The sequence below is a fragment of the Streptomyces panaciradicis genome (assembly GCF_023516615.1).
Taxonomy (GTDB): domain Bacteria; phylum Actinomycetota; class Actinomycetes; order Streptomycetales; family Streptomycetaceae; genus Streptomyces; species Streptomyces panaciradicis.
Genome location: NZ_JAMGBF010000360.1, coordinates 1 through 308, shown reverse-complemented (window position 1 = coordinate 308; position 308 = coordinate 1). Strand labels below are relative to the sequence as shown.

The 308-nt window shown below is 68.2% G+C and carries 1 protein-coding gene; it reads left to right on the top strand.

What is annotated here, in order from left to right; genetic code table 11:
- The coding region (locus tag M8J74_RS44365) for a cbb3-type cytochrome c oxidase subunit I (RefSeq protein WP_249841791.1) at positions 1-308 on the top strand (308 nt) is incomplete at both ends.

Genomic DNA, 308 nt, shown 5'->3' with positions numbered 1-308 from the left:
TGGATCATGCCGCTGCAGATCGGCGCCCCGGACGTGGCCTTCCCCCGGCTGAACATGTTCGCCTACTGGCTGTACCTGTTCGGCTCGACGATCGCGGTGGGCGGCTTCCTGACCCCGCAGGGCGCGGCCGACTTCGGCTGGTTCGCCTACTCCCCGCTGTCGGACGCGGTCCGCTCGCCGGGCGTCGGCGCCGACATGTGGATCATGGGTCTGGCCTTCTCCGGCTTCGGCACCATCCTCGGCGCGGTCAACTTCATCACCACGATCATCTGCATGCGCGCGCCCGGCATGACGATGTTCCGCATGCC